This window comes from Gilvimarinus sp. 1_MG-2023, assembly GCF_030548285.1.
The window spans coordinates 1-229 of the sequence record NZ_JAUOSC010001899.1 but is presented as its reverse complement, the minus strand read 5'-3'; the positions used below and the strand labels follow the sequence as shown (position 1 = coordinate 229).

1 pseudogene is annotated in these 229 nt (G+C 48.9%); it reads left to right on the top strand.

From position 1 onward, the window contains the following. Positions 1 to 229: pseudogene (locus tag Q4563_RS23300) on the top strand (hypothetical protein); the annotation flags it as partial.

Here is a 229-nt window from a genome sequence, read left to right as displayed (position 1 = left end):
CATTATTGCTATCGACTTCCATACCCATGCAGAAGAGCCCTGCAGCTGTGACCGGGATGATGGCTACTATCAGTTTCAGGAAGACTTCGCCAAGTATTTCAAGAATCCGGCTGGCCACAATATGATGCCAACGGTGCAGGATACGGCTGATTATTACCGTGATAAAAAAATCGCAGCGGTGATTTTTCCGGTGGATGCTGAGCGTGAGACTGGCTTCAAGCGTTACGAC